Origin of the sequence: Caballeronia pedi (assembly GCF_001544915.2) — a bacterium.
In the GTDB taxonomy this organism is placed as follows: domain Bacteria; phylum Pseudomonadota; class Gammaproteobacteria; order Burkholderiales; family Burkholderiaceae; genus Caballeronia; species Caballeronia pedi.
On record NZ_FCOE02000007.1, the window covers coordinates 91076 to 117916 of the forward strand.

27 protein-coding genes are annotated in these 26841 nt (G+C 65.2%); 13 read left to right on the forward strand and 14 right to left on the reverse strand.

Translation table 11 applies throughout. From position 1 onward, the window contains the following. Window positions 1–70: 70 nt before the first annotated feature. The 4 genes from AWB80_RS12935 to AWB80_RS12950 all read right to left on the reverse strand — a co-directional run bounded on the left by AWB80_RS12935 (window position 71) and on the right by AWB80_RS12950 (window position 3374). Entirely contained in the window at window positions 71–709 is a 639-nt protein-coding gene (locus tag AWB80_RS12935) for a LysE family translocator (protein WP_061175064.1), read from the reverse strand. A gap of 92 nt (window positions 710–801) precedes the next feature. Next, window positions 802–2418 (reverse strand): alkaline phosphatase D family protein, encoded by a 1617-nt coding sequence (locus tag AWB80_RS12940; RefSeq protein WP_061175065.1) that lies wholly within the window; start codon window positions 2416–2418, stop codon window positions 802–804. Beyond that, a complete protein-coding gene (locus tag AWB80_RS12945) occupies window positions 2376–2954 on the reverse strand; it encodes a universal stress protein (RefSeq protein ID WP_061175066.1) in 579 nt (192 codons plus the stop codon). Before AWB80_RS12945 ends, AWB80_RS12940 begins: the two co-directional genes overlap by 43 nt. A gap of 33 nt (window positions 2955–2987) precedes the next feature. Beyond that, complete coding sequence (locus tag AWB80_RS12950) at window positions 2988–3374, reverse strand: tellurite resistance TerB family protein (RefSeq protein WP_061175067.1); 387 nt, start codon at window positions 3372–3374, stop codon at window positions 2988–2990. A 207-nt stretch (window positions 3375–3581) separates the two neighbouring features. Between AWB80_RS12950 and AWB80_RS12955 the strand changes: the two genes are divergently transcribed. From AWB80_RS12955 to AWB80_RS12965, 3 genes are all read left to right on the forward strand, one after another. Further along, window positions 3582–4925: an MFS transporter gene (locus tag AWB80_RS12955; protein WP_425266851.1), complete on the forward strand. Its 1344-nt coding sequence runs from the start codon at window positions 3582–3584 to the stop codon at window positions 4923–4925. A 304-nt stretch (window positions 4926–5229) separates the two neighbouring features. Next, a complete protein-coding gene (locus tag AWB80_RS12960; protein WP_061175069.1) occupies window positions 5230–5712 on the forward strand; it encodes a glycoside hydrolase family 108 protein in 483 nt (160 codons plus the stop codon). Next, window positions 5712–6401 carry a hypothetical protein gene (locus AWB80_RS12965; RefSeq protein ID WP_061175070.1) on the forward strand — a complete coding sequence of 230 codons (690 nt, stop codon included), beginning with the start codon at window positions 5712–5714 and terminating at the stop codon, window positions 6399–6401. Before AWB80_RS12960 ends, AWB80_RS12965 begins: the two co-directional genes overlap by 1 nt. A gap of 11 nt (window positions 6402–6412) precedes the next feature. Here the strand turns inward: AWB80_RS12965 and AWB80_RS12970 are convergent, their stop codons facing one another. Then, entirely contained in the window at window positions 6413–6931 is a 519-nt protein-coding gene (locus tag AWB80_RS12970) for a Spy/CpxP family protein refolding chaperone (RefSeq protein ID WP_061175071.1), read from the reverse strand. A 300-nt stretch (window positions 6932–7231) separates the two neighbouring features. Here AWB80_RS12970 and AWB80_RS12975 point away from each other — a divergent pair, with 300 nt between their 5' ends. Further along, window positions 7232–7765 carry a nucleoside deaminase gene (locus AWB80_RS12975; protein WP_061175072.1) on the forward strand — a complete coding sequence of 178 codons (534 nt, stop codon included), beginning with the start codon at window positions 7232–7234 and terminating at the stop codon, window positions 7763–7765. A gap of 12 nt (window positions 7766–7777) precedes the next feature. On the opposite strand, the gene AWB80_RS12980 is transcribed toward AWB80_RS12975, so the two are convergent. Beyond that, window positions 7778–8545 carry an IclR family transcriptional regulator domain-containing protein gene (locus AWB80_RS12980; protein WP_061175073.1) on the reverse strand — a complete coding sequence of 256 codons (768 nt, stop codon included), beginning with the start codon at window positions 8543–8545 and terminating at the stop codon, window positions 7778–7780. A 271-nt stretch (window positions 8546–8816) separates the two neighbouring features. Between AWB80_RS12980 and AWB80_RS12985 the strand changes: the two genes are divergently transcribed. Both AWB80_RS12985 and AWB80_RS12990 read left to right on the forward strand, forming a co-directional pair. Then, window positions 8817–10226 (forward strand): MFS transporter, encoded by a 1410-nt coding sequence (locus AWB80_RS12985; RefSeq protein ID WP_061175074.1) that lies wholly within the window; start codon window positions 8817–8819, stop codon window positions 10224–10226. Between the two features lie 108 nt (window positions 10227–10334). After that, window positions 10335–11249 carry a LysR family transcriptional regulator gene (locus tag AWB80_RS12990; protein ID WP_061175075.1) on the forward strand — a complete coding sequence of 305 codons (915 nt, stop codon included), beginning with the start codon at window positions 10335–10337 and terminating at the stop codon, window positions 11247–11249. Window positions 11250–11258: 9 nt separating this feature from the next. Here the strand turns inward: AWB80_RS12990 and AWB80_RS12995 are convergent, their stop codons facing one another. Then, window positions 11259–12143 (reverse strand): bifunctional helix-turn-helix transcriptional regulator/GNAT family N-acetyltransferase, encoded by an 885-nt coding sequence (locus AWB80_RS12995; RefSeq protein ID WP_061175076.1) that lies wholly within the window; start codon window positions 12141–12143, stop codon window positions 11259–11261. A 32-nt stretch (window positions 12144–12175) separates the two neighbouring features. Continuing rightward, window positions 12176–13189 carry an AraC family transcriptional regulator gene (locus AWB80_RS13000; RefSeq protein ID WP_061175077.1) on the reverse strand — a complete coding sequence of 338 codons (1014 nt, stop codon included), beginning with the start codon at window positions 13187–13189 and terminating at the stop codon, window positions 12176–12178. A 193-nt stretch (window positions 13190–13382) separates the two neighbouring features. On the opposite strand from AWB80_RS13000, the gene AWB80_RS13005 reads away from it, so the two are divergent. Beyond that, complete coding sequence (locus AWB80_RS13005; RefSeq protein WP_061175078.1) at window positions 13383–14234, forward strand: class I SAM-dependent methyltransferase; 852 nt, start codon at window positions 13383–13385, stop codon at window positions 14232–14234. Here the strand turns inward: AWB80_RS13005 and AWB80_RS13010 are convergent. The 4 genes from AWB80_RS13010 to AWB80_RS13025 form a co-directional block, all read right to left on the reverse strand. Then, on the reverse strand, window positions 14224–15276 hold the full coding sequence (locus tag AWB80_RS13010) for a Gfo/Idh/MocA family protein (RefSeq protein WP_061175079.1): 1053 nt from the start codon (window positions 15274–15276) through the stop codon (window positions 14224–14226). The two genes, AWB80_RS13005 and AWB80_RS13010, sit on opposite strands and share 11 nt — an antisense overlap. A 62-nt stretch (window positions 15277–15338) precedes the next feature. Further along, complete coding sequence (locus AWB80_RS13015) at window positions 15339–15560, reverse strand: hypothetical protein (RefSeq protein WP_244206490.1); 222 nt, start codon at window positions 15558–15560, stop codon at window positions 15339–15341. A 78-nt stretch (window positions 15561–15638) separates the two neighbouring features. Beyond that, complete coding sequence (locus AWB80_RS13020) at window positions 15639–17018, reverse strand: ATP-binding protein (RefSeq protein ID WP_061175081.1); 1380 nt, start codon at window positions 17016–17018, stop codon at window positions 15639–15641. After that, complete coding sequence (locus tag AWB80_RS13025; RefSeq protein ID WP_061175082.1) at window positions 17015–17677, reverse strand: response regulator; 663 nt, start codon at window positions 17675–17677, stop codon at window positions 17015–17017. The genes AWB80_RS13020 and AWB80_RS13025 overlap by 4 nt, the downstream gene beginning before the upstream one ends. A 200-nt stretch (window positions 17678–17877) precedes the next feature. On the opposite strand from AWB80_RS13025, the gene AWB80_RS13030 reads away from it, so the two are divergent. From AWB80_RS13030 to AWB80_RS13055, 6 genes are all read left to right on the forward strand, one after another. Continuing rightward, complete coding sequence (locus tag AWB80_RS13030; RefSeq protein ID WP_143328022.1) at window positions 17878–18267, forward strand: hypothetical protein; 390 nt, start codon at window positions 17878–17880, stop codon at window positions 18265–18267. 257 nt (window positions 18268–18524) lie between these two features. Continuing rightward, window positions 18525–19730 carry a bacteriohopanetetrol glucosamine biosynthesis glycosyltransferase HpnI gene (gene hpnI / locus AWB80_RS13035; RefSeq protein ID WP_061175250.1) on the forward strand — a complete coding sequence of 402 codons (1206 nt, stop codon included), beginning with the start codon at window positions 18525–18527 and terminating at the stop codon, window positions 19728–19730. Window positions 19731–19752: 22 nt separating this feature from the next. Beyond that, window positions 19753–21177: a hopanoid biosynthesis associated radical SAM protein HpnJ gene (gene hpnJ, locus AWB80_RS13040; RefSeq protein ID WP_061175084.1), complete on the forward strand. Its 1425-nt coding sequence runs from the start codon at window positions 19753–19755 to the stop codon at window positions 21175–21177. A gap of 4 nt (window positions 21178–21181) precedes the next feature. After that, window positions 21182–22015 (forward strand): hopanoid biosynthesis-associated protein HpnK, encoded by an 834-nt coding sequence (gene hpnK, locus AWB80_RS13045; protein ID WP_061175085.1) that lies wholly within the window; start codon window positions 21182–21184, stop codon window positions 22013–22015. Continuing rightward, entirely contained in the window at window positions 22012–23010 is a 999-nt protein-coding gene (locus AWB80_RS13050) for a lysylphosphatidylglycerol synthase domain-containing protein (RefSeq protein ID WP_087131236.1), read from the forward strand. The genes hpnK and AWB80_RS13050 overlap by 4 nt, the downstream gene beginning before the upstream one ends. A gap of 98 nt (window positions 23011–23108) precedes the next feature. Then, window positions 23109–24083, forward strand: a complete 975-nt coding sequence (locus tag AWB80_RS13055) for a bifunctional helix-turn-helix transcriptional regulator/GNAT family N-acetyltransferase (protein ID WP_061175086.1) — start codon at window positions 23109–23111, stop codon at window positions 24081–24083. A 1-nt stretch (window position 24084) separates the two neighbouring features. Here the strand turns inward: AWB80_RS13055 and AWB80_RS13060 are convergent, their stop codons facing one another. Together AWB80_RS13060 and AWB80_RS13065 are read right to left on the reverse strand one after the other, a co-directional pair. Continuing rightward, a complete protein-coding gene (locus AWB80_RS13060; protein WP_208635644.1) occupies window positions 24085–25005 on the reverse strand; it encodes a dihydrodipicolinate synthase family protein in 921 nt (306 codons plus the stop codon). Window positions 25006–25018: 13 nt separating this feature from the next. Beyond that, window positions 25019–26731, reverse strand: coding sequence for an IlvD/Edd family dehydratase (locus AWB80_RS13065; RefSeq protein ID WP_061175087.1), 1713 nt, complete (start codon window positions 26729–26731; stop codon window positions 25019–25021). Between the last annotated feature and the right edge of the window lie 110 nt (window positions 26732–26841).

The window sequence follows — 26841 nt, forward strand, 5'->3', positions numbered from 1 at the left end:
GCGTGTGCCTTGAGCGTAGCCGCCGATCGTCCAGAAGCAAAGCCGAACCGCAAAAGATGCGGCAAATCCGCTACACGCGCGACGTCAGCAGCCGAATGCCCGCCGCGCCGAACACGAGCGCGAGGCAGGCATCGAGACCACGCTGGATGCGCTTGTAAATGCGCCGCGCGGCGGCCATCGAAAAGAGCGCGGCATAGCCGCCGAACACGCACGCGCCGATGCACAGGCACCCCGCGACGACCGAGAGCATATGACCCGGCCCCTCGCCCGCCGACGATCCGAGCGCCGCCACCGACATCCACACGAGAATCGCCTTCGGGTTGGTGAGATGCAGCAGCGCGCCGCGCGCGTAGAGCTTGCGGCCGCTTTGTCCCCGCGCATCCGCCGATGATCGACGCACCGGCGGCTTCCATGCCGCGCGCCCCGACTTGAACGCGAGCCACAGCAGATAGATCCCGCCGCAGATCTTCACGCCGATGAGAAAGCCCGAATACGCCGTCAGCGCGGCGGAAAGGCCGAGCGCGGCGAGCATCGCCCAGAAGAACGAGCCGGACATCACGCCCGCGGCGAATGCGAAAGCCGCGCGCCGCCCCGACGTGCTCGCAATCGACATGATCGCGAGATTGCTCGGCCCGGGGCTCGCCGTGCCGACGAAATACGCCGAGTAAGCGATCAGCAGATTCGCACTGAAAAAGACGTGTCCGTTCATGGCGGTTGCGGGTCCGTTCGAATGCCCGTCAGTGTGCGCGAACGAGGGCCGAAGCGTCCATGAACGCTTCGCATCCGCGCGGGCAGGCCAGTTCACGCCTCCGGATCGAGCTTCACCTCGTAGAGCGAGCGGCCGTCCAGGTCATGCAGCGAGACGGTCAGCGCGCGGCTCGCGGGATCGATCTTCGCGCGGCCATAGAACTGCTGCAGCGCCGCGGGCGAGCGGTTCTGCGGGTTGTCCTTCGGCACGCTCACGTAGCGCAATTCAGGCCCGAAGGTCATGTCGAGATCGTTGGGGCCGAAGGTGCCTGCATTGATCGGGCCGCCGACGAATTCCCAGAACGGCTTGAATTCGGTGAACTTCGCGCGCGACGGATCGTAGTGCGTCGCCTGCGCATAGTGCACGTCGGCCGTGATCCACACGACATTGCGGATGTCTTCCTGCTTGATGAAGCGCAGGATCTCCGCCAGCTCAAGTTCGCGTCCGAGCGGCGCGCCGTTTTCCGCGTTGGCCCAGGCTTCGAACGTGCCCTTCGGCACATCGGGGTTCGCATCGGGCACGACGAGCGAGATCGGCATGTCGCTCGCAATCACCTTCCACGTCGCGCGCGACGCCTTCAGCGATGCCTTCAGCCACGCCGTCTGTTGCGAGCCGAGGAACGCCGAATCGGCATCGAGACGCGTCTGCCGGTTCGGCGAATTCGCGCCGCGATACGAGCGCTCATCGAGCATGAACACGTCGAGCAGCGGGCCGAACTGAAAGCCGCGATAGACCTGTTCCGGATCGAGCTGGTTGATGCGATACGGGTTGTATTCGAACATCGCCTGCTTCGCGCGCGCTTCGAGCAGATCGATCGAGCGCGTCTGATAGCGCTTCTCGGCCTCACCGATGCGCTGCCCCGGATACCAGTTGTTGCGCACTTCGTGATCGTCCCATTGCACGAGGAACGGCACTTCGGCGGCGAAGCGGCGCTTGTTTTTGTCGAGCTGGTTATAGGCGAAAGCCGCGCGATAATCGTCGAGCGTCTGCGCGACGTGCGACTTGCCTTCGGTGACGATATTGGTCCACAGCGTGCCATCGGGCAGACGCACGTCGGCTTCGATCACGCTGTCGGCATAGATCTGATCGCCCTGATGGATGAAGAAATCCGGCGACTCGCGGCGCATCGCTTCATAGATGCGATAGCCGCCGAAGCGCTCGTTGATGCCCCAGCCCTGCCCCGCTTCATCGCCCGAAAAGACGAAGCACACCGGCTTGTCCGCATCGAGCGATGCCGTGCGCAAGCGTCCCGTCACGGGCTCGCTATGCGCCTTGCCATCGACGAGATCCTGAAAGCGCACGCGATAGAACACGTCCGCGCCGGGCGGCAGGCCGGTGAGATCGATGCGCGCCGTGAAGTCGCTGCCTTCGAGCGCCGCCGGCCCGATGCGCCGCTGAAACGTCCTGAAGTTCTCGCTCGTCGAATATTCGACGAGCATGCGCGCCGGCCGGTCCGCGCGGCTCCAGATGATGCCGCTCGTCGCGGTGACGTCGCCGCTCATCACGCCGCCGGGCAGTTGCGGACGCAACCTGTCGGCGGTGACGACGGCGGGCGCGACGCCTTGCGCGAGTGCATCGGCGAGACCCGCGCCCGTGAGCGCGAGTCCCGTGCCGGAAACGAGCCCCTTCAGCAAGGTGCGTCGGGACGGTTTGACGATGCGATCCGGCATGGCGAGCTTCCTCTCGAACTGTACGATGGGGTAGTGACGTGCTGCGTCGAATCGCCGATGGTAAAACGTAACGGTGTCGCTTTTGTTGCAACGGGCGCTTCATTATCGGCAATGAGCACGCGCCGGTTGCTGTGACGGCTCACCGCATCGGACACGCGCTCTTCCCAGAAGCGCCAGTTCGTGGCCCTGCTGCGGCCGAGCACGATGAGATCCGCGTCGAACTCGCGCGCCGCCTGCGCGATCGTGCGCGCGAGGGTCGTGCCGCTCGGCAGGTCCATCGTCACGCACAGACCGTTGATGCTCGATGCGCGTATCGCCTGCAAGGTGCGCTTTTCGACTTCGCGCGCGAGCTGTTCGATGTGGGCGAACGCCGCGCCGAAGTCATGCTGCGCGGACGATACGGCCCAGAACGGCATGCGGTCCACCACGTGAAGGGCCGTGAGGCGCGCGTTGCATTCGCGCGCCCGCGCGATGCCGAGCGCGAGCGCGGCATGACTCAGGCCCGGTCCCACCGCGACGAGAATGTGCTGTTGCATGATGTCGTCTCCTTGTATCGAACGTCGCACGCTTCAGTGCATGCGCCACGCGCGCCTGACCGCATCGATCACGGCGGCTTCGGTGAACGTCATCACGCCGTCCGCGACCACCGCGGATTCGCAGAGCGTGAGCACATCGCGCCGCATTCGCTCGCAGCGCACTTCTTTGGCGAGCTGTTGCACGACATGCGGATCGACGCGGCACGCATCGTCCCAACTCAGATATGCGTCACGCATGAGGTCCTCGCAGACCTCCTGCACGATCTCATGCAGCTCGCCGGGATCGAGCCCGAGACGCGCGTAGAACCCGCGCCGTTCGAGCTCTTCGACTTCGGCGCTGCCTATATGCCCGTCCGCGATCAGCGACATCACGACGATGCGCGCGGCCGCACGCGGACTGTCCGATGGATAGTGGCGCATGGTTCTTCTCCTCGATGAAACGTGGTCGACGAAAAGCGGTGCGAGTGTTTTCGATGAGACCGCGCCGCCCTGATGATTCGCATCGTAGGGACGGAGAATGAGCATCGAATGAGCGCGTCATACCCGCACGGTATGGGCCTAGTCCGCATCGGTATTGGACGTGGCGCGCGTTGCTCTCGTACGCTCCGGCGGATACCAAAAACGGAGATAACCATGAGCACGCCTCTCGATATCGCGTCGCTGATCGACAAGGAACGCATCCGGCCATTTCAGTGGGCCATCTTCCTGTTGTGCTTCGCGACCACCCTCTTCGATGGCTTCGACACGCAGGCCATCGCGTATACGGGGCCTGCCATCGTCGCAGCCTTCGGTCTCGCGCCCGGCGATCTCGCGCCGATCCTCATCGCGGGGACGCTCGGCATGACCATCGGTGCGATGACGCTCGGTCTCGTCGGCGATCGCGTGGGGCGGCGTCCGGCGCTGCTCGGCGGGGTCGCGCTGTTCAGCATCGCATCGCTGGCGACGGCGTTCGCGAGCGGCACCGGGCAGATTCTCGTGCTGCGCTTCATCGCGGGACTGGGCATGGGCGGCTGCACGCCGGTGCTGCTCGCGCTCGCGGCGGAGTTCGGACCGGCACGGCATCGCGGTGCGATCATGACCGGCGTGCTGCTCGGCCTGCCCGCGGGCGCGATGCTCGGCGGCCTGCTCGCCGCGCGCATGATGCCCGTGATCGGCTGGCAGGGCGTGTTCATCGTCGGCGGCGCAGCGCCGCTCGCATTGCTCGTGCTGCTCTGGTTCGCGCTGCCGGAATCGCTGCATTACCTCGTGACGCGTTCGCGCGACGATCACCGCGCCGCGCGCGACATGCTTTCGCGCATCGTGACCTGGCCGCTCGCCGACGACGCCCGCTTCGCGGTGCATGAAGCGAGCACGCGCGCGAGCGTCGCCGCGCTCTTTCGCGAAGGCAACGCGCGCAACACGCTGGCGATCTGGGCCGTCTACTTCTTCAACTGGATCGCGTGGTTCATGTTCCTGTCGTGGCTGCCGACCGTGCTGAAGGCCGCGGGCCTGCCCGCCGCGCAGGCGCCGCTCGGCACGGTGGTCGTGAACGCGGTGTTCATCGTCTGCGCGATTCCGCTTTCCATCGTGTTGCCGAAAATCAGCACGCGGCGTCTGCTGATCGCGTTGCTCGCGCTCGGTATCGCCATTGCCATCGGGCTTGCGTATGCGGGTACGTCGTGGGGGCTCGTGTTCACGCTCGCGGGCGCGGCGGGGCTCGGCATCGGCGGGCAGCAGATCGCGCTCAACTATCTCGTGGTCGGTGCATATCCGACGACGCTGCGCGCGACAGCCACCGGCTGGGCCATCGGCATGGGTCGCGTGGGCGCGATCGCCGGATCGGCCGTCGGCGGCACGTTCCTCAACATGGGCGGACCGAGCGGCTTCTATCTGACGCTCGCCGTGCCGCTCGCCGCAGCGCTCCTCGCGGTCATCGCGATCCGCACGAACGAGCGCGAAGCCGATAGGTCGCTCGCGCCCGCCACGCACTGATCCACTGATCGCTGTCTGCGCCGGCCGAACATACGCGCTCGAAAAGCGTTCGCCGACGCACGACAGTTCGCTTTTCTCCGCACGTCTCCTTGCGCGCACAGAGCCTTGTCACACAAGGCTCGCATGCATTTCAGGCGGGATCTGGCACGGCGGGTGCATAAAGCCCTGCCGTCGCGTCATGACTGCCTGCCACTGTTTGACGCGACCGGGCCGGTCGCCTCGCGCGCCGGCCCGTTTCTTCCGGCGCCGCGGTTCGACTCGCGAAGTTCCGGCGGCACGCGCAGGCGCCAAGGAGATCAACATCATGAACAGTTTCGACGACGCCTTCGAAGCGCTGATCGGCAGCGAAGGCGGCTACTCGTTCCATCCGGCGGACCCGGGCGGCGAAACGATGTGGGGCGTGACGGCGCGCGTCGCGCGCGGCTACGGCTATGCGGGCGCGATGAAGGATCTGCCGCTCGAACTCGCGAAACGCATCGCCAAGCAGAAGTACTGGGACCCGCTGCATCTCGACGAATTCGATCCACGCGTCGCCTTCCATATCTTCGATGCGAACTACAACGGCGGCCTCGTCGTGCTGTGGATGCAGAAGGCTTCGGGCGCGAAGGAAGACGGCAAGTTCGGCCCCGATACCGTCGATGCCGTGAAGGCCGCCGATCCGATGCGCTTCGTCCTGCGCTTCATCGCATATCGGTTGCGTTATCTGAAGGGCCTGCATGCCTGGCCGACGTTCAGCCGCGGCTGGACCGAGCGCATGGCGACGAATCTTCTTCTGGGAGCAGCATGATGGACTGGTCGAAAGTGGCGGCAACCATCGGCGCGAAGGCGCCTCTTCTGGCGGGTCTCATCGGCGGGCCGGTCGGGCTCGGCGTGACGACGGCGGCCGCGATCATCTCGCACGCGCTCGGCACGCCGGGCGATCCGGATGTCGTCGAGACCGCGCTCAACGATCCCGCCGCGCTGGAAAAAATCAGTCAGGCGGAAAACGCGAACTCGTTGCAGTTGCAGCAACTCGTGGTGGCGGCGGCGCAGGCGCGCCTGTCGTTCGAAGCCGACATGGCGCGCATCGCGGCGGGCGATCGCGCCGATGCGCGCGCCATGGGCATCGCGAACAAGGACTGGGTGCCGAAGGTGCTCGCGATGAGCGTCACGGCCGGCTTCTTCGGCATCCTGCTGCTGATGGCGCTGCGCGCGTTGCCCGAGGCGAATCGCGATCTCGTAAACGTCGTGGTGGGCGCGCTCGGGACCGCGTGGATCAGCATCATCGGCTATTACTTCGGGACTTCGGCGGGCTCGATGCGCAAGACCGAGCTGCTTGCGCAGCCCAGCGTGCCGATTACGTCCGAGACGGCCGTCACGCTGCGCGATCCCGCACCGGCGACGGCTTCGCGCGATCAGTCCGGCGCAAGTTCTGATCATGCGCCTCGTGCGTTCATGCCGGGAGGGCAAGGGCCGATTTTCACGGGCGGGTCCTGAGCATCATCGCGTCAGAGCCCGGTTCGCGGCTCGTAGGGACGCGCCGGATGATGCACGATGTTCTCGAACTGCGGCCTGATCGCATCGCTGAAGGTGGTCTTCTGCTGATCGTTCAGGCCGCTATAAAACTTGAGCCACGCTTTCGCCGATTGATCGGATAACGGCGCGTCCTGCTGCCGGGCCTTCTCGTCCATCGCGTGCAGCGCGGAGAGATCGAGGATCGGCTGCTTGAGCATCGCCTGCATGCGCGCCTGCATCTGATCGGCGTTCATGCGCTCGGAAGCATGGCTCTGGCGCATCGCGTCGAGCGCGGCTTGCCATTGCACTTCCTGATCGGCGGTGAGATTCAGTCTTTCATGCAGCGTGCGTATGTCGAGCGGCTGCACGTGAGCGGCCGGAGGGTTATCCATCGGCAGCGACTGCGCGTAGACCGGCGCTGAGCCGACGCCGAGCGAGAGCGCGGTGACGACGCTCAACACCGAAAGCTTGAGAAGCACGCTGCTGCGAGCCGATACGTTGAGTCGGGTCATGTCGTTTCCCCTTTCCTTTTGTCGATGTCGGGCGGTATCGCCGCAACCATGGAATGGAGTGTAGGGACGGGGAATTAGGTGAGAGTGAGGAGGCGTGAGCGCTGGTCCCGAAAAGCCTCACCTTTGAACTGCGCACACAAGCCGCCAAGCCCCGCCACACATAGCCGCACGCCCCTCGCCAGCCCCCACTCCCGAAAACCCTCACCTCGCGCTTATTCCCGCTATCGCCGCACGCGTAATCGCCCGGCTTTTTGCCGCGCTATCCTGCTCTCCCCATCAGCATGCGAAGGAGACGCCTACATGCCCATCACCACCCTAAGCACCCGACGCGACGACCTTCCGCCCCAGGGTCTCGCGCCCACGCGCGAGCAGATCGTGCGGCATCTGCAGCACGCGAGCGCCGTCGCCGAGCGCGCAACCCTGCTCGGCCATCATCCGTTCGGCGCGATTCTGGTCGGGCCGGATCAGGAAACCGTGTTGATGGAGCAAGGCAATGTCGATACGGTGAATCACGCGGAGTCGGTGCTCGCGCGGGTCGCGGCGCTCAACTTCACGCCGGAGTATCTGTGGGGCTGCACGCTCTATACATCGGTCGAGCCGTGCTGCATGTGCGCGGGCACGGCGTACTGGGCCAACATCGGACGCGTCGTGTACGGACTCACCGAAGCACGTCTGCTCGAAGCCACCGGCAATCACGCGGAAAATCCGACGATGAGCGTCTCGTCGCGCTATGTCTACGATCATTGCCAGAAGCCGGTCGAACTGATCGGCCCGATCGATGAAGTCGAGGACGAAGTGCTGCGCGTGCAGCGCGACTTCTGGTCCAAAAGATAAAAACGATAAACCTCAGATCACGTTCAGCATCGACAACGCCGTCTCCTGCAACGGCTGCAACACACGGGCGAGCGCCGCCTCGCCCGTCTCCTTGCCGATCGGCATGTTCGCCGACAGCGCCGCCACCACCTCGCCGTGTCGGTTCTTCATCGGCACCGCGACGCCGCGCACGCCCATCTGCAATTGCTGCTCGATCGCGACGTAGCCATCCACGCGCGCCTGGCGAATCTTGTCGTACAGCCGGTCCTTGTTGGTGATGGTGAGCGGCGTGAAAGGCTTGAACTCGGTGGCCTCCAGCCAGCCGCGCACCGACGCCTCGTTCATGTACGCGAGCATCGCGATGCCGCCCGACATCAGCGCGGCCGGCACGCGCGCGCCGAGCACGAAGCCCGTCGTCATCACGCGCGTGGAGCCGTTGCGCGCGATGATCACGAGATCCCAGTCGTCGAGCACGCTCACGTACACCGACTCGTGGATCAACGCGCTCAACTGCTGCAGATAAGGCTGGACGATGCGCGGCAGCCGCGCCGATTCGAAATACGACCAGCCCATGCGCAACACGCGCGGCGTGAGATTGAAGAGCTTGCCGTCGGTCTGCACGTAGCCGAGATGCGCGAGCGTCAGCAGATAGCGGCGCGCGGCGGTGCGCGTGAGGCCGGTGCGCATCGCTGCCTGCGTCGGGGTCATGCGCGCGTGCTGATCGTCGAAGGCTTCGAGGATCGCGAGACCCTTTTCGAGACCGGCGATCCAGTCGCGTTTGTCGAGTTCCGGTTTAGTCATGCTGACATGCTTGTTTAGTTATGGATGACGGCTTGTTTCGGCGCTCCATCAAAGCCATTTGCTAGTGCTAACCCCCAAAGTGATCGATTATCGGACACTCGCGTACGATAATCGCGCAAAATTTATCATAAAGCGTTGATCCAAAGGGGTTGCGCTCTTATTCTCCAATCACTTTCAGAGCGACGCGAAATTCCGGTGAGACGAATGCACCGACCGCCGCTCGATCAGGTTCCCAGGCTCAACTCCATAAACCCATTTCGGAGACATCTCTATGGCTAGCCCCAAGGACGACGCGCACGGCGGACGCCAGGCGAAAAAAGCGACTGCGAGCGGCTGGATCGGCTCGGCGCTGGAGTATTACGACTTCTTCATCTACGCCCAGGCGGCAGCGCTCATTTTCCCGCAGTTGTTCTTCCCTTCGGGCAATCCGAAAGTGGCGATCATCGCGTCGCTCGCGACCTACGGCGTGGGTTATGTCGCCCGTCCGATCGGCGCATTCGTGCTCGGCCATCTGGGCGATACGCACGGCCGCAAGAACGTGCTGCTGATCTGCATGTTCCTGATGGGGTTCTCGACGATGGCCGTTGGTCTGCTGCCGACGTATCACAGCGTCGGCATGCTGGCTCCGGCATTGCTGGTCGTGCTGCGTCTGGTCCAGGGCTTCGCGGTGGCTGGTGAAATCTCCGGCGCAAGCTCGATGATTCTCGAGCACGCACCGTTCGGACGCCGCGGTTTCTACGCGAGCTTCACGCTGCAGGGCGTGCAGGCCGGCCAGATTCTCGCCGCCGCCGTGTTCCTCCCGCTCGCCATGTTCATGCCGGAAGACATGTTCAATTCGTGGGGCTGGCGCATTCCGTTCCTGCTGTCGGCCTTCGTGCTGGTCGCGGGCTACATCATCCGTAAGGAAGTACACGAAACCCCGGCGTTCACGTCCGAAGAGTCGCACGGCGATCTGCCGAAGTCGCCGATCAAGGAAGCGTTCGCCAACAGCACGCCCGACATGATCCGCGTCGTCTGCATGGCGCTGATGAACGTGATTCCGGTGGTCGCGACGATCTTCGGTGCGGCGTATGCGGTGCAGGCTTCGTACGGCGTCGGCTTCCACAAGAGCGTGTATCTGTGGATTCCGGTGGTCGGCAACATCGTCGCGGTGCTGGTGATTCCGTTCGTCGGCAATCTGTCGGACAAGATCGGCCGCAAGCCGCCGATCATCGTCGGTGCGCTGCTCTCGGGTGTGCTCGCCTTCGCCTATCTTTACGCGATCAGCATCCGCAGCGTGCCGCTCGCTTTCGCGATGTCGATCCTGATGTGGGGTGTCGTGTACCAGGGCTACAACGCGATCTTCCCGAGCTTCTACCCGGAACTGTTCCCGACCCGCTCGCGTGTTTCGGCGATGGCGATTGCACAGAACATCGGCACGACGATCACCGCGCTGCTGCCCGCGCTGTTCGCAGCCGTGGCGCCGCCGGGATCGAACAACATCCCGGTGATCGTCGGCTCGATTGCGTTCGGCGTGACGATCATCGCGGCGATCGCAGCGTACTCGGCGCGTGAAACCTATCGCATCCGCCTGAACGACCTGGGCAAGAAGGATGCAGTGCCGATGAGCGAGCAGGAATACGAGCGTCTGCGTGCCGACTCGATCTCCGTGGAAAAAGTCGCCAAGGCGCACCACGCGTAACGATGACTGTGCTGGAGTGATTTGCCGGGCCCTTCGGGGCCCGTTTTTTTTGGGGCGTTCGTTTCGCGATAACATCAATGCCATCTCATCGATGACACGGAGGCATGAATGGCGGGTTTCAACGAACGCACCCTCAACGGCATCGGCGTGTTCGCCGCGATCGTCGATGCGGGCACGTTCGCCGCGGCGGGCGAGCGGCTCGGCATGTCGCAACCGGGCGTGAGCCGCGCGATCGCGCGGCTCGAAGCGCGTCTGAAGATACGCCTGTTCGACCGCACGACGCGCAGCGTCTCCCTCACCGATGAAGGCCGGCGTTTCTTTGCGCACGTGATGCCGCATCTCGCGGGGCTAGAGGAAGCGGCGGCCACCGCATCGGAGGGCGCCACGGCCGTGCGCGGGCGCCTGCGCGTGAATGTCGATCCGATCTTCTCGCGGCTGCTGCTCGGCCCGAAGCTCGATGCGTTTCTGAAAGCGCATCCCGAACTGCAACTGGAACTCATCACGAGCGACCGTCTCGGCGACATGATCGCCGACGGCTTCGATCTCGCCATCCGTTTCGGCGAGCCGCGCGAATCGAGCCTCGTCGCGCGCAAGCTGCTCGATACGCCGGTGCGCACCGTCGCCGCGCCGTCGTATCTCAAACGTTGCGGCAAGCCCGCGACCCCGCAAGCGCTCGCCGACGACGCGCACGCCTGCATCGAGTTTCGCGACCCCGAAACGGGGCGGCCGTTCGTCTGGGAGTTTCATCGCAAGAGAAAGCGCATCACCGTGGAGACGCGCGGCCGTCTCACGCTCAACGATCCCGGCACGATGCTGAGCACGCTGCTCTCGGGCTATGGCATCGCGCAGATTCTCGCGCTCGGTCATGAACACCTGCTCGCCGATGGCAAGCTGATCGACCTTTTCCCCGACTGGCCCGACGAGCGCTTTCCGCTCTACGCGTTCTATCCGTCGCGGCATCATCCGCCGGCGAAGACGCGCGCGTTCCTCGATCTCGTCATCGCGCTGACGGGACAGCACTGACGAATCGCGTCAGCGCAATGCTTTCTCGAACCAGTGATCCGCGTAAGGCTCTGCGCTGAACGCGTCGACCTCGACATACCCCGATTGCCGATACAGCCTGATCGCCTCTTTGAGCGTCCGGTTGGTTTCGAGACGCAGGCGCTTCGCGCCGCGCTCGCTCGCGTGCCGTTCGGCCTCGTCGAGCAGGCGCCGTCCGAGGCCCAGTCCGCGCGCGTCCGCGCTCACCCACATTCGTTTCAATTCGGCTGGCGCGTCGCCGTGAAACTTGAGCGCGACACAACCGAGCGCCGCGCCGCGCAGCCTCGCCACGATCAGCGCGCCGTGCGGCGCGGTCAGTTCGCGCGCATCGGCGGACAGGCTGAGCGACGGATCGAAGCCCGCATCGAAGCGCGCGTTCAGCTCCGCGAAGTATTGATCGATGCACCATCGCGCATCGATGCTCGCCGGATCTTCGATTGCGAAGCGCACCAGCGACGGCTGAAGCAGCCGCTCGACTTCGGCCATCGCCGCGATCAGCCGCTGGCGCTGCGCGTCGTTCAACGGCGCGAGCATGCCGCCGGCGACCGCATCCGATAGCCGTTCCAGTTCATCGCGTTCGGCGCGGCCCGCTTCGGTCAGACTGGCGCGGCGCACCCTGCGGTCGTCGGGACGCGACTCGACCGCGACAAGCCCTTGCCGCTCCAGCGCGGCGAGCGTGCGGCTCAGATAGCCCGAGTCGAGACCGAGACGCTCGCGCAGCACGCGAAGATCGACGCCTTGCGCGCCGATCTCCCAGAGAAGCCGCGACTCGCCCATCGGACGGCCGCGCCCGAGAAAGTGGTCGTTGAGCGCGCCGATGCCATCGGCAACGGTGCGATTGAAGCTGCGAATCTGGCTGATGTCGGTCGGGTTCATATCTCTGACTCTAGTCAGAGACTAGTTCGACGTCAAGCCGAATGCGTCACCGCTTCCACGCGCGTTTTCTCGCGCCGCCACGTCGCGGGCGGCTTGCCGACGAGACGTTTGAACGCGCGGATGAACGCCGCCTCTGACGCGTAACCGACGTCCTGCGCCACGGCCGCGATCGTCGCATTCGTATTACGCAAGAGGCCGGCCGCGACCTGCATGCGCCAGTTGACGAGATACTGCATCGGCGGCAGTCCGATCATGTCGACGAAACGCTCATGCAGCGCCGAGCGCGAGAGACCCACGCGCTCGCCGAGTTCTTCGACAGTCCATTCGTGCGCGGGCGCGTCGTGCATCACGGCGAGCGCGCGGCCGACGAAACGATCGCGCAGGCCCGCGAGCCAGCCGCGGCTTTCCTCGGGCAGCACGTCGACATAACGGCGCACCGCATCGACGAACATCATTTCGCTCATGCGTTCGAGCATCGCTTCGCCGCCCGGCCGCTTATGGCGCGACTCGACCACCGCCTGCTGCATGAAGTGATTGATCCAGCCATGACCGCCGCTTTCCTTCAGATGAAGGAGCCTCGGCAAGGTGGCGATCAGCGGATTGAACGGCCGCAGATCGCAGCCGAGAAAGCCGCACACGAGCATCGTTTCGTAGATGTCGTCGGGGCACGGATTGTTGCCCGCTTCGACCGCGTCGAAGGTCAGTGCGAAGGGCAACTGATCGATCTTCGTCGACAGCGCCGCGACGTCCACTTCCGCGCGCATGCCGGGCGCGCTCGAAATCACGTGGGCGTCGCCGTGCGGAAACACGATGATGTCGCCGCTCGCGAGCCGCACCGGCGCTTCGCCGTCGATCGCGCCCCAGCAACTGCCGCGCGTCACGACGTGATACTCCATCACGTGCTCGCATTCCGGCATGACGATGGCCGCGATATCGCACGCGGCGGGCGCCGCCGCGGCCCAGTTGCGGTTGCCGCTCACGTGAAAGAAGAGCGCGCCGCGCAGGCGCACCGTGCGCAGCACATCGGAAAGGATGTCATGGCTCATGTCGGCTCCCGTCGATCGAAAGCAACGCGACGCCGCAGCGAATATGAAGCGAGCGAGAAGCGGACGAGAAGCGGACGATCGGGCAATTCGCGGCGACTCGCGGACAGGCGTCGATGCGATGGTAACGGGATACTGCCTGTGCCCGCCATCAGGGCGATGCTCGACCCCTCATCTGGAATCTGGAGACGGAACCATGCATGCGTTGAATACATCCGCTGTTTGCGACGAACCGAACACCGCACGACCCGACTTCGCCGCGATCAAGACCCGGCAGCAAGCCACCTGGGCCAGCGGAGACTTTGCCGTGATCGGCACGACTTTGCAGATCGTCGGCGAGATGCTCGCCGAATCGATCGACCTGCGCGCGGGCGAACGCGTGCTCGACATCGCCGCCGGCAACGGCAACGCGACGCTCGCCGCCGCGCGCCGTTTCGCGCACGTGACCTCGACCGATTACGTGCCCGCGCTGCTGGAAAAGGGCCGCGCACGCGCGCAAGCCGAAGGACTCGCCGTCGATTTCAAGGTGGCCGATGCGGAAGACCTGCCCTTCGACGACGGCAGTTTCGATGTCGTGCTGTCCACCTTCGGCGCGATGTTCACGCCCGATCACACGCGCCCCGCGAGCGAGATGTTGCGCGTGGCGAAAAGCGGCGGACGCATCGGCATGGCGAACTGGACGCCCGAGGGATTCATCGGCCAGCTCTTCAAGATCATCGGCGCTTACGTGCCGCCGCCCGCGGGCCTGCAATCGCCCGCGCTATGGGGCACCGAGCCGCATCTCGTGGCGCTGTTCGGCGCCCAGGCCGCCGACATTCGTTGCGTGCGCAAGCACTTCAACATGCGTTATGAATCGGGCGCGCACTGGATTCAGGTGTTCCGCGATTTCTACGGCCCGGTGCATCGCGCGTTCGCCGCGCTCGACGCCGCGAAACAGGCGGATCTCGAACGCGATATCGCCGGCTTGCTGGAGCGCTGCAACGTGGCGGGAACGTCCTCGCTCGTGGTGCCGAGCGAGTATATGGAAGTGGTGATCGTCAAGCGTTGAGCGTGACGGGCGCTTCGCGACGCGCGCTGTCGATGATCGCCGCGAGCGTCGCCGCGTTGTCGAGACTCACCTGCGCGTAGTACTCGATCGCGGCGGCGTCGCCCGTCGCGATCATGCGCGCGAAGCTTTCCGCGGTGAAGAAAAAGCCGCTGCCGGGCTCCGACGCCACTGTCTCGAACGGCACTGAATTCGGAATGCCGCGCCGCACGCGCAACTGGCTCGGCAGATAGCCGTACTGATCGCCGCGCGGCTCTGCGCTCGTGTGATTCAGGTACTCGGTATCGATGGTGCCCTGCGTGCCGATCAGCGTCGCGTAACGATGATTGGCCGCGTCCATCGAGCACGAGACTTGCGCGCGGCGGCCATCGGCATAGATGAGCGTCGCCATGAGGCTGATGTCGACACGGCTGTCGGCCCACGTCGCGACCGCTTCGACGCGTTGCGGCGCGCAACCCATCACGAGGCGAATCAGGCTCAGCGGATAGCTGCCCGCATCGAGCAGCGCGCCGCCGCCGAGCTCCGGCTTCATGCGGATGTTCGCGCCGGGATTGCCCACCGTGAAGCCAAAGCTCGCCTGAATCGCGCGCACGTCGCCGATCGCGCCTTCGCCGATCAGCGTCATCATCGCGGCGGTCTGCGGCTGGAAGTAATACGGAAACGCTTCGAGCAGCATCACGCCGTTGCGATCGGCGGCTTCGAACATGCGCACGGCTTCATCGCGATCGAGCGCGAGCGGCTTCTCGCAGAGGATGTGCTTGCCGTGGTCCGCGGCCTTGATCGCCCATTCGGCATGCAGGCTGTTGGGCAACGGAAGATAGATGGCGTCGATATCCGGGCTCGCGAGCAGCGCGTCGTAGCTGCCGAACCAGCGTTCGATGCCGTTCGCGTCGGCGAAGGCTTTGGCGCTTTCGTCGCTGCGGCTCGCGACCGCGTCGACACGCACGGTCTGGCTCGGCTTGACGTCACGCGTGAATTGTCGGGCGATGTTCGCGCCGCCGAGAATGCCGAGGCGCAGGACGGAGGATGCTTGGGTGGACGACATGGCGGATTCCTCGAATTTGTACCAGATGGTTCATCACGAAAAGGTACCACATTCGCGCTGTTTCAGTGCGCGCAGGTATCGGGACGAACTTTCGTGCCGCGTCGGTCCGCCGGCACATGGCAATTGTCCACGCGCTGCTCGTCGCTCGCCTTGTCGCCGAGGCGCTCCTTGAGGGTTTTGGGTTCGGATGTCTCACGCGAGGTCGAGGCAGGCGCGGCTGCGTCAGTCGCATGCGTGGCGCCGATCCACGCGAGACATGCGCACAGAAGAACGAGCTTCTTCATGATAGACCCGTCATGAGGATGAAACAGCAAGCTTCGGCGCGCCCGACGCGCGCCACGCCCCGCTTCTTGCGCTTTCATTCAGGCATGCATTCCGCCGAGGATATCTTTCGCGCGCGCCGTCGCCGCGACCGCGCGCAATCCGCGCACCGCCACGACAAGCCCGCTCGCCCCGGCGCGATTCCTCACGTCGAGCGTCGCATGATGCCGTTGCGCGACGCGCAACGCGATCGCGAGTCCAAGCCCGCCGCCATGCCCCGTCGTGCCCGCGCAGCGATAAAAACGGTCACACACGCGATCGATTTCGCTTTCCGGAATGCCGGTTCCCGAATCGAGCACGGTCAGCGAAATGCCGTCCGTATCGCGCCGCAGCATCACATCGACACGTCCGCCGTGCGGCGTATGACGGATCGCGTTATCGAGCAGGTTGTTGATGAGCACGGCAAGCGCGTGCGTGTCGCCCATGATGGTGAACGCGTCGTGATCGTCGAGCGCCTGTTCGAGTTCGAGGCCGAGGTCGATCGAGCGCGCTTCCGCCAGCAACGAAAAATCGCCGACGCGCGTCTCGCACAGCGTGCGCAGGCTCATCGGCAAGATGGCCGCTTCGCGCGCGGCATCTTCGCGCGCCATGCTGAGCAGTTGTTGCGCGAGATGGATGAGGCGGTTCAGGCGGCCGTCGATCTTGGCGAGCGTCGCGGCATCGACCCGAAGCGAGCCGTCGCCGGTCGCGCCCTGAATCTGCAGCTTGAGCGCGGTGAGCGGCGTGCGCAGTTCATGCGCCGCGTCCGCGACGAACGTGCGCTGCGCCTGCGACGCCTCGTTCAGACGCGCGAGCAGATCGTTCAGCGCGTCGACGAGCGGTCGCAGTTCATCCGGCATCGGCCTTTCGAACGCGATGGGTTCGAGCGATTCCGGCGAACGCGCCGCGAGCGAATGCGACAGTCCGCGCACCGGCGCAAGCCCGCGCGCCACGACGACGAGCACGATCACGACGAGCACCGGAATGAGCAGCGCGAGCGGCCAGATCGCACGCAGCGCGAGCGTGATGGCGAGATCGTCGCGAATGGAATACGGCTGCGACACCTGCACGAAGCGGTCGGGCTGCGCGACGCCGAACGCGCGCCAGCGTATGCCTTCGCGCTCGGCGGAGTGGAAGCCGACGCCGAAGCGCGGTAACGCGGGCTCGCGCGGCGAGTGATAGATGAGGCGCCCCGCGCGGTCCCATATGTCGATGACGAGCCGGTCGTCCGCGATGCCGTGCAGTTCCGGATTGCGTCCCTGCGCGACGTCGTCGGCGCTGATGTTGTGCGGCAGCGAGAGCGCGACGGTGCGCAGTTCGTAATCGAAGAGTTCGCCCGCCTCCAGCCGCGCGGTGCTGAATATGCCGATGCCCGCGATCAGGCACGCGAGCCCCAGCCCGCAGATCAGCCATCCGAGCAGCCATCGGCGAATCGATGTCATCCGATTCTCTTCAGCCGATAACCGACGCCGCGCACCGTCACGATCTCTTCCGCGCCGATCTTGCGCCGCAAGCTGTGGATATGCACTTCGATCGCGTTGCTGCCCACTTCCTCGCCCCAGCCATACAGCTTCTCTTCCAGCTCCGAACGGCGGAACACGCGCGACGGCTCTTCGATCAGCGCCTGCAGCAACGCGAACTCGCGCGGCACGAGATTGAGCGCGACGCCGCCCTTGGCCGCTTCGTGCGCGGCGGGATCGAGCGTCAGTTCGCCATGCGAATACACCGGATGCTTCTGCCCCGTGCGGCGTCTCAGCAGCGCGCGCACGCGGGCGGCCAGTTCGTCGAGATCGAAGGGCTTCATCAGATAGTCGTCGGCGCCGGCATCGAGGCCGCGGATGCGATCGTCGACGGCATCGCGCGCGGTCAGGATCATCACGGGCGCGTCGCCGCCGTTGCTGCGATAGGCGGCGAGCACGTCGAGGCCATCGCGCCGGGGCAAGGTCAAGTCGAGCAGCACGAGGTCGTACACGCCATTGTCGAGCGAAAGCTCCGCGGCCCGGCCGTCCTGCGCCCAGTCGACCGTGTAGCTCGCACGTCGCAACGCGGCGAGCACGGTTTCCGCGATCATCTCGTCGTCCTCCACCAATAACAGCCGCATGCGTTTTCTCCAGGCTCGAACACGTCGCCGCCGATTGTCCGGCCTGCATGCTTAAGCGCCACTTAAGCTTTGCGCGCCGCCGCACAATGTGCCTCCGATATCGGCGAAGCGCGCGTCCGGCTTAAGCATCGCATAAGGTTCGTTCACTCACTATACCGTCGAGCGCGCCGATTCGCGGCCGTCCAGCCTCGGAGATGCCGATGCGATCATCCACACTCGTTTGCCTGCGTGCGAATGCGGTGCTGATCGCGTTGTGCATCGCCGCGTCGGATGCAGCGTGGCTCACGGTCTGCGGCTGCTCCGGCCATGTGCATGCGCTGGAAAGCACCGCAGTGCGCTTCGCGACGCTCGCGAGCGCGATGGGCATCGTGCTCGTCGTGCGGCGCATCGCGAAGCTCGCATTCGATGCCGCCCGCATGGCGCATCGCATCGAATGGAGCGCGCACGAGCTCGTGATCGACGGAACCTGTCCGGGCGACTGGCTGGTGCAGCTTCATGTGGAACTTCATCCCGCCGGCTCCCGGCTGAGCGCCGCGCAAGCCTGTCCGCGCGCGGCGGCATCCTGCAGAGTGCCACGCGGTCGGGCGTGACCTCGGAAACGCGCCCGATCTCCTTCACCCGGCCTCTGCGCCGGGTTTTTTTTCGTCCACGGCCGTTTCGAGGCGTGATGATACACATGCCTTTCATCGATATTTCAATGTGCATTCGTTCGCTTATCTAAGCATCTCTTAAGGTTCGCGAAGGCAGGCTTCGGGTTCCCGACACACATTCGACTCACTGCGATGTGCAAGGCAACTGTGGAGATCCTCATGCCGTGGTTGATGTGTTGCATCCGGACGCGACGATCATGACGGCGCATCCGGTTTCCTTGTTCGAATGGCTCGTCATCGCGCTGTGCTGCGCCGCGACGTGCCACGCGACGCTCGCCGCGCTGTTTTTTCCCGGCTTGCGCGGTGCGGCCCGCGCGCGGCGCAGCGGCGGCGAAGCGTCCGGTTCCGTCAGCGTGCTCAAGCCGCTGTGCGGCATCGAACCGCGCCTTTACTCCAACCTCGAAACCTTCTGCACGCAGACGCATCCGTCATATCAACTGCTGTTCGGCGTGGCGAGCGCATCCGATCCCGCGGCGGCTGTCGTCGAGCGGCTCGCGCGCGCCTATCCGAAACGCGACATCGAACTCGTGATCGACGGCACCGTGCACGGCAGCAATCGCAAAGTGGGCAACCTGATCAATCTCGCCGCGCGCGCAAAGCACGACCTCATCGTGATCGCGGACAGCGATATCGCCGTCGAGCCCGACTATCTCGTGCGCGTGAGCGCGCCGCTCGCCGATGCGCACGTCGGCGTCGTCACGTGCCTGTATCGCGCGCGGCGCGTGGGCGGCTTCTGGTCGCGCATCGGCGGGCTTTTCATCGATGAATGGTTCGCGCCTTCCGTGCACGTGGCCAACGTGCTCGGGCAGCGCCGCTTCGGCTTCGGCGCGACGCTCGCGCTCAGGCGCGACACGCTCGTGAAAAGCGGTGGCTTCGAAGCCGTGCGCGACTGTCTCGCCGACGATTACTGGCTCGCGGAACGCGTACGCGCGCTCGGCCTGCGCACGGCGTTGTCCGACGTGGTCGTCGCAACCGATGTGATCGAGCAGGATCTCGCCTCGCTCTGGCGCCGCGAAATACGCTGGCTGCGCACGATCCGCTCGCTCAACCCGCTCGGCTTCGCGTGCCTGTGCGTCACGTTCACCACGCCCTGGCTTCTGACCAGCGCCGTGCTCGGGCTCGGCTACGAGCACGGCACCGAGATCTCGCAGGGCATCGCGGACACCATCGTCGATCTGAGCACGTCGCTCGGCCTTTCCGCGCGGCTTTTGCTGCACAGGCGCGGCGCGCGCTCGTGGCGCGCGTTCTGGCGCGACCTTCCGCTCCTTGCGTTGCGCGACCTGCTGATGTGGCTGCAATGGCTCGCCGCGTTATTCGGATCCAGCGTGGTGTGGCGCGGCGTGCGCATGCCGCTCGACGACGCGCGCGAACACTACGACGCCAACGCCTCCGACAGTCAATGACGCATTCACCGGACCTCGCACCATGAAGCACACGCTCTTTCTCCAGGCGCCCTCCTTCGACGGCTTCGACGGCGGCGCCGGTTCGCGCTATCAGGCCAGGCGCGAAATCCGCTCGTTCTGGTATCCGACGTGGCTCGCGCAGCCGGCCGCGCTCGTGCCCGGTTCACGCGTGCTCGATGCGCCCGCCGACGGCCTGTCCGTCGAAGCGACGCTCGATATCGCCGCGCGCTACGCGCTGGTAATCATCCATACGAGCACGCCTTCGTTTCCCACGGATGCGCTCTTCGCCGAGAAGCTGAAGGCGCGCGCGCCGGGCGTCATGATCGGCATGGTGGGCGCGAAAGTGGCCGTCGATCCGCACGGTTCGCTCGCTGCGAGCGAGGCGATCGACTTCGTGTGCCGCGAGGAATTCGACTTCACGTGCAAGGAGATCGCCGAGGGCCGCGCGTTCGCCGATATCAAGGGACTCAGCTATCGTCTGCCCGATGGCTCGATCGAACACAACGAAGCGCGCCCGATCCTCGAAAACATGGACGAGCTACCGTTCGTCGCGCCGGTCTACCAGCGCGATCTCAGGATCGACAACTATTTCATCGGCTATCTGAAACATCCGTATGTATCGATCTACACCGGACGCGGCTGCCGTTCGCGCTGCACGTTCTGCCTGTGGCCGCAAACGGTGGGCGGACATCGCTATCGCGTGCGCTCGGTCGAAAACGTGCTCGCGGAAGTGAAGTGGATTCGCGACAACATGCCCGAAGTAAAAGAGATCATGTTCGACGACGACACCTTCACCGACTTCAGGCCGCGCGTCGAAGAGCTTGCACGCGGGCTCGGCCGCCTCGGCGTCACGTGGTCGTGCAACGCCAAGGCGAACGTGCCGTATCCGACGCTCAAGGTCATGAAGGAAAACGGCCTGCGGCTTCTGCTCGTGGGCTATGAATCCGGCGACGATCAAATCCTCCTGAACATCAAAAAGGGCCTGCGCACGGATATCGCACGGCGCTTCGCCGACGACTGCCGCAAGCTCGGCATCAAGGTGCATGGCACGTTCATCCTCGGCTTGCCGGGTGAAACGAAAGAGACGATCGAGAAGACCATCCGATATGCGAAGGAAATCAATCCGCATACGATCCAGGTCTCGCTCGCGGCGCCTTATCCCGGCACGACGCTCTACGAGCAGGCGGTGGAGAATGGCTGGCTCGCGGAGAACAAGGTCATCAATCTCGTCAGCAAGGAAGGCGTGCAGCTTGCCGCGATCGGCTATCCGCACCTCTCGCGCGACGAGATCTATCACGATCTCGAACGCTTCTACAAAGGCTTTTATTTCCGCCCGTCGAAGATCTGGGAGATCGTGCGCGAGATGCTCACGAGCTGGGACATGATGACGCGACGACTGCGTGAAGGCGTCGAGTTTTTCCGCTTCCTGCGCGCGCACGAGGGCTGATGCCGTGCGCGGGATCATCGTCACCGCCGACGACTTCGGGCTGCACGAACGCGTGAACCATGCGGTCGCGCGCGCGCATCGCGAGGGCGTGCTCACGTGCGCGAGCCTGATGGTCGGCGCGCGCGCCGCCTACGACGCGGTGAAGATCGCGCGTGAACTGCCGGCGCTGCGCGTCGGCCTGCATCTCGTACTGACCGATGGCGCCGCGTCGCTGCCGCACTGGTCGATACCGGATCTCGTCGATCCGCGCGGCGCGTTCGAAGGCTCGATGTTCGGGAACGCCGTGCGCTTCTTCTTTCTGCCGGACGTGCGGCGGCAGCTCGCGATCGAAATCCGCGCGCAATTCAAGGCCTTCGCGGCGACCGGCCTCGAACTCGATCACGTCAACGTGCACAAGCATTTTCATCTGCATCCGACGGTGCTGGCGCTGATTCTCGAAATCGGGCCGCGGTTCGGCATGCGCGCGATGCGTCTGCCACGCGAGATACGCGGCTCGCTCTTTCTCAGTCCCTGGCTCGCGCTGATGAAAAAGCGGCTCGATGACGCAGGCATCGTCCATAACGACCGGGTCGCGGGCATCGCCGCGACAGGTCGCATGGATGAGGCCGCGTTGCTCGCCGTGCTAGCGCAAGCGCCCGAAGGCGTGCTCGAAATCTACAGCCATCCCGCGACGCAAGGCGGCCCGTTGACGCCATCGATGCGTGACTATCGCCATGCCGATGAACTGGCCGCATTGTGCTCGCCGCGCGTCGCGCGCGCCATCGAATCGACCGGCGCAATGCACGGCGGCTTCGCCGATGTGTTCGGGTACGCCCGCACGCCGGAGCCGGCCGGATGACCTCCTGGCTCGAACGCATCGCGTGGCTGCGCTGGCCGGCGGCCATCGCGCTGCTGGTTGCGCTCGCATTGCATGAGGGCATCGCGGACGCGTTCGCGCTCATCGCGCGCACGGGAGCCGTGCTGTTGTGGCTCGTGCCGCTGCACGCGCTGCCGTTGCTGCTCGATGCGCGCGCGTGGCAGCTTCTGCTCGACAAGCGCATAAGCCTGAGCGCGCTCTGGTGGATCGCGGTCGTGCGCGAAGCCGTCGGACGCCTGCTGCCGGTGCTCGGCATCGGCGGCGAACTCGCGGGCATCCGGCTCGGCACGCGTTATCTGCCGGACGTGAGCCGCGTAAGCGCGTCGGTGATCGTCGAAATGCTCGTGACGATCGCGGTGCAATACGCGCTCGCGATGCTCGGCCTCGTTCTGCTGCGCGTTCACGCGAGCGGCTCGGGCAGCGGCATCGGCAACGTGATCGGCGCGGGCCTGGTCATATCCCTGCCGGTCTGCGTGGCGGCGTTCGTCGTTGCGCACAGGGGCGCGCCGTTTCATCGTCTCGAAGCGATGGCACGGCGCTGGCTCGATCCCGCTCACGCGCTCGCCGCGAAGCTCGACGGCAAGCGCCTCGATCGCGACATTCGCACGTTATTGCAGCAGATGCCGCTGCTCGCGCGCGCGTTCGCATGGCAGTTCGCGGGATACGTGCTCGGCGCGATCGAAGCCTTTGCCGCGTTCGACATGCTCGGCCATCCGGTCTCCGTCGCTGGCGCAATCGCCATCGAAACGCTCACGCAGGCCGTGCGCAACGCGGTGTTCATCGCGCCAGCGGGCCTCGGCGTGCAGGAGGCGACGATCGTCGCCATCGCGTCGGCGTTCGGCGTCGATCGACAGGCTGCGCTCTCGTTCGCGCTGCTGCGGCGCGTGCGCGAATTCGTCTGGGGCGGCATCGCGCTGGTGCTGCTGCGCGCCGCCGAACCGGAACGCGCGGAGACTTTCGCGCGCGAACGCGGCTAAAGGTGAGAATTTTCGGGAGCACGATTTCGCTTGCAAAAGTTGCGCTTCGCAACTAGATTGAGCGTACTTGGTTGCGCTTCGCAACCGACGGAGCTGCCATGGACTTCATCGACACACCCGTTCAATCCCGCGATAACACCATCCTCGAACTACGCGAGTTCTCGCGCAAGCTCGTGCGCGAACTGGGCTTCATGCGCAACACGCTCGCGGACAGCGGCCTCGCGCCGTCGGCGGTACACGCGATCATCGAGATCGGCGCGACGCCCGGCATCCAGGCGCGCGACATCGCTACGATCCTGCGGCTCGACAAGTCGAACGCGAGCCGGCAGATCGCGCGGCTCGAAGCGACTGGCCTCGTCAGGCGCGAAACATCGAGCGACGACGCGCGCTCCTCCGAGCTCTATCTGACGCCCGCCGGGCAGAAGCTGCGCAGAAGGATCGACAAGTTTGCGACCGATCAGGTATCCGACGCCCTGCGCCGCATGGTTCCGGAAGATCAGCAGGCGCTCGTGCGCTCGCTCGCGCTGTATGCCGATGCGCTCGCGCGCGATCACGCGAGCAAGACGCCGCACGCCGCGCATACGGAAAGCGCGCGCATCGTCGAGGGATATCGGCCGGGTTGCATCGGCGATGTCGCGGGGCTGCACGCGCGCTTCTATGCGCATCATGCGGGCTTCGGCGTGTTCTTCGAGCGCAGGGTCGCGACGGAACTGGCCGCGTTCGCCGAAGCGTTGCCCGCGAAAGGCAAGACGCTGTGGCTCGTGATGGAAGGCGAGCGCACGCTGGGTTCGCTCGCGATCGACGGCGATCTCGCCACGCGCGTCGCGCATCTGCGCTGGTTCATCATCGACGATGCATTGCGTGGCAGCGGCGTGGGCCGGCAACTGATGTCGCGCGCGATGGACTTCGTCGATGCGCACTACGACGAAACTTATCTCTGGACCTTCAAGAGTCTCGACGCCGCGCGCCACGTGTACGAATCCTTCGGCTTCGCATTGAGCGACGAAGCCGAAGGCACGCAATGGGGCACATCGGTGATCGAGCAGCGCTTCACGCGCCGCGCGGCCCGATGATTCATCGGCGTAAAACGCGCGATGTCGGACCGAGCCGTTGCGCGAAACGCCGCGCGCATTCGATGCCGAACTGCGTGGGACGCGCGCCGCGATCGTGCAGCACGTCGAAGCCCATGCGCCACGCGGCGATGCGCTTGCCGTAACAGGTGAGCGTTTCCAGGGACTGCATCACGAAGGCGATTTCCGGCAGCACTTGCGCATAGAGCGATTCGGCTTCGTCCTCGCGTCCTTCGGCGAAGGCGCCATGAATGGCGACCTGTCGATCGAACGCATCCGGCGCGACGATCAGGCCGTCGCAGCCGGCGCGCAGGTTATCGACGAGTTCCTGGCCGCCGCGCCCGTTGAAGACCGCGAGCGTCTGATCGAGCGCGCGCAGGCGTTCGATGGTGGCGCGGATCGTCACGGCCGGGCCTTCGCCTTTCAGCAGGCGAAAGTTGGGCCGCTCGGCGGCGAGCGCCGCGATCGATTCCGCCGACAGGCCCACGCCCAGATATTCCGGCGCGTTCTGGATGCCCGCATTCGCGCCGGTTCGTTCGAGCACCGATGCGAAGAAGTCGTAGTAGAACGACTCCGGTTCATTGCGCATCGATGGCGGCTGAAGGATCAGCCACGACGCACCGCGTTCGAGCGCGTAGCTGGCGAGCGCGACCTGACGTTCGACGGTATCGCCGCTGATCGTGACCGCAAGCGGCACGCGGCCGGCGATATGCGCGGCGCAATCGTCGATCATCGTGCGCTTTTCATCGTCGGACAGGCGGTTCACTTCGGTCGCGAGGCCGAGCGTGACGATCGCGGGCGCGCCCGCCGCGATGGTCGTGTCGATCTGCTTGCGCGTGGCCTCGCGGTCGATGCGGTTCAGCGCGTCGAAATACGCGTAGAGCACCGGCCACATGCCGGACGGCGGCGTTTGATGATTCGGCATCGATCGCCTCCGCTCAATGGGAATCGCGCGGCACGGGCGCGCCGCTCGACCCGACGAGGAAATCCAGGTCCGCACCCTGATCCGCCTGCAACACGTGCTCCACATACAGCCGGTAATAACCGCGCTTCGGCAACTCGGGCGCTTGCCATGCGGCGCGGCGCTTCGCCAGTTCGTCGTCGGAGACTTCGAGATTGAGACGCCGCGCCTCGACATCCAGCTCGATCATGTCGCCCGTCTGCACGAGCGCGAGCGGACCGCCCGCCGCCGCTTCCGGCGAGACGTGCAGCACCACCGCACCATAGGCGGTGCCGCTCATGCGGCCATCGGAGATGCGGACCATGTCGGTGATGCCCTTTTGCAGCACTTTCTTCGGCAGCGGCATGTTGCCGACTTCCGCGAAGCCCGGATAACCCTTCGGGCCCGCGCCCTTCAGCACCATGATGCAGTGCTCGTCGATATCGAGTGATTCGTCGTCCACCTTCGCGTGGAGTTCCTCGACGTTCTCGAACACGACCGCGCGCCCGCGATGCTTCAACAGGGATTGCGTCGCCGCCGATGGCTTGATGACCGCTCCGTTCGGCGCGAGATTGCCCTTCAGCACCGCGATGCCCGCGTGCGGCTTGAACGGCTGCTCGAATCGCGTGATGACCTTTTCGTCGTAGTTCGGCGCGTCGCTGACGTTATCCCACAGCGTGCGGCCATTCACCGTGAGCGCATCGCGATGCAGCAGGCCTTGCTCGCCGAGCTGACGCAACACCGCAGGCAGGCCGCCCGCGTAATAGAAGTCTTCCATCAGGTATTCGCCCGATGGCTGGAGGTTCACGAGACACGGCACGTTCGAGCCGAGCTCCCAGTCTTCGAGCGTCAGTTCCACGCCGATACGCTTCGCCAGCGCGATCAGATGCACGACCGCGTTCGTCGATCCGCCGATGGCCGCGTTGGTGCGGATCGCATTCTCGAAGGCCTCGCGCGTGAGAATCTTGTCCATCGTGAGATCCTCTTTGACCATCTCGACGATGCGCCGACCCGCCACATGCGCGAGCACCTGACGGCGCGCATCGACGGCGGGAATCGCAGCGTTGTGCGGCAGGCCGATGCCGAGCGATTCGACCATCGAGGCCATCGTGGAAGCGGTGCCCATCGTCATGCAATGGCCGCGCGAGCGGTTCATGCACGATTCGGCTTCGACGAACTCAGCCTGCGTCATCGTGCCCGCGCGCACTTCCTCCGACATCTGCCACACGCCCGTGCCCGAACCGATGGTGCCGCCGCGAAAACGGCCGTTCAGCATCGGGCCGCCCGATACGGCGAGCGCCGGCAGATTGCACGACGCCGCGCCCATCAGCAGCGCGGGCGTGGTCTTGTCGCAGCCGACGAGCAGAATCACGCCATCGATAGGATTGCCGCGAATCGACTCTTCGACGTCCATCGACGCGAGATTGCGGAACAGCATCGCCGTGGGGCGCAGATTGGATTCGCCGAGCGACATCACGGGGAATTCGAGCGGCAGGCCGCCCGCCTCGCGCACGCCGCGCTTCACGTATTCGGCGAGCTCGCGGAAATGCGCGTTGCAGGGCGTGAGTTCCGACCACGTATTGCAGATGCCGATGACCGGCCGGCCGTCGAACTGATCGTGAGGAATGCCCTGGTTTTTCATCCACGAGCGATGGATGAAGGCGTCTTTGTCGTTACCGCCGAACCAGCTTTGCGAGCGTAGCTTGCGCATTGGATATCCCCTTTTATCGCGCGTTCTTCATAGTGTGGGATCCAGTAGAAAAAGGCCGCGCGGGCGGCCTTTTGCAAAACCCGGATACGTCGAGTTATACACCTCGTCAC